The 6,054-nt window shown below is 70.7% G+C and carries 4 protein-coding genes; 2 read left to right on the forward strand and 2 right to left on the reverse strand.

Annotated features, from left to right (window positions below; translation table 11 throughout):
- Positions 1 to 1,557 carry a peptide deformylase gene (locus tag QSK31_RS37405; protein WP_285689437.1) on the reverse strand — a complete coding sequence of 519 codons (1,557 nt, stop codon included), beginning with the start codon at positions 1,555 to 1,557 and terminating at the stop codon, positions 1 to 3.
- 274 nt (positions 1,558 to 1,831) lie between these two features.
- Between QSK31_RS37405 and QSK31_RS37410 the strand changes: the two genes are divergently transcribed.
- Complete coding sequence (locus QSK31_RS37410) at positions 1,832 to 2,593, forward strand: IucA/IucC family C-terminal-domain containing protein (RefSeq protein WP_285689438.1); 762 nt, start codon at positions 1,832 to 1,834, stop codon at positions 2,591 to 2,593.
- On the opposite strand, the gene QSK31_RS37415 is transcribed toward QSK31_RS37410, so the two are convergent.
- Positions 2,583 to 3,731 (reverse strand): monooxygenase, encoded by a 1,149-nt coding sequence (locus QSK31_RS37415; RefSeq protein WP_285689439.1) that lies wholly within the window; start codon positions 3,729 to 3,731, stop codon positions 2,583 to 2,585. The two genes, QSK31_RS37410 and QSK31_RS37415, sit on opposite strands and share 11 nt — an antisense overlap.
- A gap of 268 nt (positions 3,732 to 3,999) precedes the next feature.
- Between QSK31_RS37415 and QSK31_RS37420 the strand changes: the two genes are divergently transcribed.
- Positions 4,000 to 5,883: a substrate-binding and GGDEF domain-containing protein gene (locus QSK31_RS37420; RefSeq protein WP_285689440.1), complete on the forward strand. Its 1,884-nt coding sequence runs from the start codon at positions 4,000 to 4,002 to the stop codon at positions 5,881 to 5,883.
- Positions 5,884 to 6,054 lie beyond the last annotated feature (171 nt).

Raw genomic sequence — 6,054 nt, forward strand, 5'->3', positions numbered from 1 at the left:
TCAGTAAGCCCAGGGGCGTCCGGTCTGCTGGTACTCCGACACCGGGACCAAAGACGCGTCCGCCCCCATCCGGTCGACGTAGAGCTTGCCCTCCAGGTGGTCGATCTCGTGGCTGACCAGCCGCGCCATCGCCAGCTCGAAGGACGTGATCACCCTCGTCCCGTCGAAGCGGGCGTGCTCCACCTCGATCCGCAGCGCCCGGACCACCAGCCCGCGGTAGTCGAAGAAGGAGAGACAGCCCTCGTACTGCTCGTCGGAGTCGCCGGACTCGCCGACCACCCGCGGGTTGAGCAACACCACCGGCTCGGCGTCGCGCTCCGGCGGCCGGACCACCGCCGCGGCGACCGACAGGCCGATCTGCGGCGCGGCCAGCCCGACGCCCTTGCTGAAATCGTGCAGCGCCTCCAGCCGCTGGAGCGCCGTGAGCAGCGAGGTCACGGCGTCGCGGGCGGACTGCTCCTCGCGTGGCAGCTGGAAGTGCCGGCACCGCTGCCGGAGCAGGTCGGCGCCGCGCTGGACGATGCCGACGCCGCGCATCCGCTGGGAGGCGCGCTGCTCGGGGACGACGAGCTGATGGATCGAGCCGTTCATGGAGGCCGGCGCGAGGTCCTCGTACGTCGGCGCCCCGGCCCCGCGGAACCGCCACTCGAGCCGGTACCGGGCGTTCAGCGACGGCTGGTCGGTGGACCACTCGAAGATGGCCCGATCCTCCTCGTTGTGACGTTCGAGGGGGTTCCGTACGGGTACCTCAGCTGCCAGGGACGTCTCCACGCCCCAGACCTGAGGCTCGAAGTGCACCGGGAAGTCCAGCCGTACGGTGAGGCTCCGGGTTGGCACCCGCATCGCACGCTGGAACCACTGCCCCCACTTCTCCTCACCGACGGTGTACGCGTATGAGATCGTCGTCCGCTCGCCGGGATAGAGGGGGAACTGGCCGTGCTCGTTGGCGAACAGCAGCCAGACCTCCTTGGAGGCGTCCCGGTCCAGTTTGAGCCGTTGCTGCATAGGCTCGGCCGCCTCGCCTTCACCGGCGACGGCCTCGATGTCGAGCTCCTCCCACGTCAGCGGGTGCTGCCGGTGGTGCCGGTTGGAGCCGATCGGGTCGTGCGGGTAGCGGTCCACCGAGATCTTCATCAGGTATCGGGTGACCGGCTCGTTACCGGCGTTGTAGAGCGACCGCTTGATCCGGCACCGGTACGCCCCCTCGGTGTACCGGAGTTCGGCGAGCTCGCGCTCCACGATCAGGCCGGTACCCGGCGGCATCCACTGGGCCGGCACCGGCGGATCCCGGTGTGCCGTCGCGCTCCGGGCGTGCCGGAGCTCGTCGTACTCCTGGAATTTCTGCCAGATCGCACCGCCGGCGGCGAGGACCGCCTCGGCACGCCGGGCGAAGTCCTCGGTCGGCTTGTGCCTGCGTCCCTCCACGTGACTCACGTACGACGGATCGAAGCCCATGCGTGCAGCGAGCTGCTTCTTCGTCATTCCCCGCTCGGCGCGCCACTGCGCGAGCACCGTGACGAACTGGTCAGCAGCCCTCTCGACGGGCGAGGTGGTCATCACAGATGTCCCCTTCGCGACGGGAAGTTCAGTGTGTCTGGCTCCCGGTGTCAACAAGGGGCTAGTAGCGCGTTGCCGACAGATACCTTGACGAATCCGGCAACGCCGCAACGGTCAGTCAGGTCACCGTCGCATCGGGTATTCAGATGAATAACACCTGTTGGGGGGCGGTGTGCCGGACTCATGGTTAGCGTGGTTAGGTTAGCCTCAGCAAGGTACGGTGGAAGTCAGCCAAGGGGGTGAAGGACGCGTGACGGCAGCTTTGGAGCGCGCGATGCCTCAGCCTCTGGCACCCATCACCGACACCCTCCGGGCGATGTTCGGCACGAGCACCCAGCTGCCCGGCCTCGCGCCCGACCTGCTGGTCACCGACCCGACCGGCTGGCGGCCCGCTGCGGACCTCACCGGCACCGGCCTGGACACGCTGCTCGAGTCGTCGAGCCGCCGATGGAACGCACAGCCCCACGCGGCCGCGGCGCTGGCCTGGAAGGCGTACACGTATTGGCTGGCTCTTCCGGCCGTCCTCGGTTACGCCTCGGCGCGGCGCGTGCCGCTGCTCACCGCACAGGACGTCCTGATCCACTTCGATGACCCGCGCCCGCTGGTGACGCTCGGCCTCCGGTCGGACATCACGGTCGCGGTGCTGGCCAGTGACCCGCTGGCGCTGAGCGGGCTACCGCAGGTCAAGGTGGTGCCGACCGAGGCCGCGCTGCGCGAGGAGCTCCGCGCGTCGCTGCTCGACCAGCACCTGACGCCGCTGCTCGACGCCATCCACGGCCGCGTCCGCCTCGGCCGGCGCACCCTGCTCGGCTCGCTCGCCTCCGGCGTCTCCTACGCGGTGCTGCGCTCGGCCGACGTGCTGCCCGGCCGGTCCACCGACACGATCGACACGCTGCTCGCCACGCTCGGCGTCGACGACCTGGTCGAGCTGGTCCAGGGCCCGACCGGCCGGTTCGACGTGCAGCGCAAGACCTGCTGCCTGGCCTTCACGCTGCCGCAGCCCAAGTTGTGCAAGGGCTGCTGCATCAAGCCGTAGCGCTGGAGAGCACCACGACGCCCAGGCACATCTCGTCGCTCGTCCCCTCGCCCCACACCACGTAACGCGGCGCCTGATCGCGCAGCTGCGGGAGCTGCCTGCGCAGGCCCACGTCGTGCGTGCAGGTGACCCGCAGCGTGTCGCCCGGCTTCACCGTCGCCGGCTTGGCCAGCGGGAAGATGCCCTGTTCGTCGAAGTTGTAGGCGGGCACGTCCAGCAGCGTCGAGGCCCCCGGCTTGCCCGGGTTGAGCTCGATCTTGATCGACCGGCCGAGCAGGTGCATGTGCCCGCCCATCGCGTAGATCGTGGCGTTCCCCCGCACCGGGTACTCGCAGCGGGTCTCGGTCGACGCGGCCGGCGCGCGGTCACCGTTGCAATGCCTGTGCAGTCCCTCGACCCTTTGCCCGGCGTCCTCGCCGAAGCGTGAGCTCACGTCTCGTACGGCCGCGGTCCGGTCGCAGAGCGGGCCCTTCTCGACCGGCGCGCAGGCGAGCTCGATCGGGGCGGGCAGCAGCTTGGTGCTCAGCGGGGTGAGGCCGGGCTTCTCGGTGAGCCGCAGCCGTACGCCGGAGCGGTCGGTGTCGCCGGGCTTCGCCACCAGCAGGTTGTAGTGCACCTGCATGACCAGCTTGCTGCCGGCGGCCATCGGGTAGCCGATGTCCGGCCGCAGCAGGGTCTCGTCGGCTCCGGGCGCCCAGGACGCCACCCAGGCGGCGGTCTCGGCGATGCCCGCGTTCCCGAAGCAGGTCCAGCCCTGCCCGGGCGTGTTCGCGTCCATCCGCTCGGCCTCGGCGGCCTGCTCCGGCGTGATCCGGAAGAAGATCGCGTGGTGTACGACGCCGGCGTTCTGCGGCAGGAACTGGCTGCCGGTCAGGAAGGACGTGCCGGTGATGCCGGGGTCGACGAGGAAGCACCGGTAGTCGTCGGTCCCTCCGTGCGGCGCGGCGGGCGAGTAGGCGGCCTTCATCGAGACGTCGACGAAGCGCTCGCCGTCCCGCAACGGCGCGGCCGGCGCCGCGGAGCCGCTGTGCTGGTGCGCCGGAGGTGGTGCGGTGGTTCCGGCCGGTTCCCCAGATCCACAGGCAGACCCCATGACGAGTACGCCCACCAGCACGCCAGCCCATCCGATTCGCCGCATTTCAGCGCCACCTCCGCAACGCAGCGTGCTCCACCAGGAACCTTCTGTCACCCTTCGGTGCACTATTTGCTGGTTCCAGATCCGTCGACTCGCCAAGATCTCTCATCTCGGCCGAATCTCTGACGAATCGATGTCAGGAGGCGGTTCGCCAAACCGGTCGCCGGGGCCGGATCCGCGCAGCCCGCAGAGAAACGGACGACGATCTGCTTATGCTGCGCATAGACCGGCCGGGGCAGCGAGCGGCGACAGAGCAGGGAGTGACACGCGGATGACGGGTCGGACATTCGCGGTCCTGTCGCCCTTCGTCGGCGGTGACTACTACGGCGCGATCGTCGCCGGCGTCAACGCGGCCGCCGCCCGGCACGGTGACTCCGTCGTCGCGATCCAGACGCTCGACCCGGGCTCGCACAGCGCCGACCACAGCGGGCTGCCCGACTTCCACCGGCCGGTCGCCTGGGCGCACGTCGCCGGGCTGATCATCCTGCCGGGCGCGGTGCACGACGAGTACGCCCTGGCTGCCCGCCGCGCCGGGAAACCGGTGGTGCTGATCGGCCACGAGGTCGACGGCGACTGCTCGTCAGTGGTGGCCGACAACCGGTCCGGCGTACGCGAAGCCGTCGCCCACCTCATCACCCACGGCCATGAGCGGATCGCCTTCGCCGGCAACCTCAGTCATTACGACGTGCGCGAGCGCTACGAGGGCTACCGCGAGGCCCTCCACGGGCACGACCTCCCGCCCCGCGCCGACCTGCTCTTCGACCTCCGGGACAACCACGAGACCGGTGGCGAGGACGTGGCCGACGCCCTGGTCCAGGCGGGCATGCCGGCCACCGCGATCGTGCTGGGCACCGACCGCAACGCGATCGGGCTGTTCCGGCGGCTCACCGCGGCCGGCTACGAGCTGCCCCGCGAGCTGGCCGTGGTCGGCTTCGACGACATCCCCGACGGCATGTACCTCTACCCGGCCCTGTCCACCGTCCGGCAGCCACTGGACCACGTCGGCGCCGCCGCCCACGCGCTCGCCCGGGAGATGGCCGACGATCCCACGACGGTCCGGCAGGTGCGCGGGGTGCCGACCGTCTTCGTCCGCCGCGACTCCTGCGGCTGCCCCAGCGACGGGCTGCCGGTCTCCGAGCCACACACCCGCGAGCTCTTCGCCGACGTCCAATACCTTCAGACAACCCTCAACATTCAGTACGAGCTGAGCATCGAACTGCTGGGCGCACACGGCGACCGGGAACCGCGGGAACTCAGCTGGCTGGGCCGCACCACGGCGGTGGGCGGCTGCCTCGGGCTCTGGTCCGGCTCCGCCGACGACGCGGTCGCGACCCCGGACGCCGACGTCGAGCTGGACATCGTCGGGGAGTTCCGCCCCGGCGGCGTCACACCCGGTGACGTCGGCGCCTCGATGCCGGTCAGCCAGTTCCCGCCGCAGAGCCTCTTCGACGTCGCCGACGGATCACCCGACGAGGTCGTCTTCGTGGTGCCGGTGAAGAGCGACTCGCGGGACTGGGGGCTGCTCGCCGCGGTCGGCCGGATCCAGGCGAGCACGCCACCCGGCCGCGAGATGATGAACCACTCCGGTTCGCTGCTGGCCACGGCGCTGGACCACGTCACGATGGTGCAGGCGCTGCGCGAGCAGGAGGAGCGCTTGCGCAACGCCGCCCTGCACGACTACCTGACCGGGCTGCCCAACCGGGTGCTGCTGGCCGACCGGCTGCGGCAAGCCGGCCTGCGGGTGGCGCGGCAGCCCAGCCACCGGTTCGCGGTGCTGCTGCTCGACCTGGACGGCTTCAAGGCGGTGAACGACTCGTTCGGGCACGCGGCCGGCGACGAACTGCTCGTCGAGGTGGCCGCCCGGCTCACCGGCCTGCTGCGGGAGTCGGACACGGTGGCCCGGCTGGGCGGCGACGAGTTCGTCATACTCCTCGACGGGGTGACCGTACCGGACGGCCCGCAGGCCGTCTGCGACGCGATCCGCGACGCCCTCACGAAGCCGTTCGTGATCGACGGCCGGGACGTCCACGTGGGGGTGAGCATCGGCGTGGCGCTCTCCGCCACCGGCGCATCCGACCCCGACCACCTGCTCCGGGAGGCCGACGCCGCGATGTACCGCGTGAAGTCGGCCGCCCGGGACGTGCCCGCGAGCTGAAAGTCGGCCGCCCGGGACATGCCCGCCAGCTGAAAGTCGGCCACCCGGGACATGCCCGCCAGCTGAAAGTCGGCCACCCGGGACATGCCCGCCAGCTGAAAGTCGGCCACCCGGGACATGCCCGCCAGCTGAAAGTCGGCCACCCGGGACATGCCCGCCAGCTGAAAGTCG

The sequence above is a fragment of the Actinoplanes sp. NBRC 103695 genome (assembly GCF_030269485.1).
GTDB lineage: Bacteria > Actinomycetota > Actinomycetes > Mycobacteriales > Micromonosporaceae > Actinoplanes.

What these genes read in the sequence shown, in the direction of transcription:
- QSK31_RS37405 (WP_285689437.1), bottom strand. Translation starts at nt 1,557, where the DNA reads ATGACCACCTCGCCCGTCGAGAGGGCTGCTGACCAGTTCGTCACGGTG.
- QSK31_RS37410 (WP_285689438.1), top strand. Translation starts at nt 1,832, where the DNA reads ATGCCTCAGCCTCTGGCACCCATCACCGACACCCTCCGGGCGATGTTC.
- QSK31_RS37415 (WP_285689439.1), bottom strand. Translation starts at nt 3,731, where the DNA reads ATGCGGCGAATCGGATGGGCTGGCGTGCTGGTGGGCGTACTCGTCATG.
- QSK31_RS37420 (WP_285689440.1), top strand. Translation starts at nt 4,000, where the DNA reads ATGACGGGTCGGACATTCGCGGTCCTGTCGCCCTTCGTCGGCGGTGAC.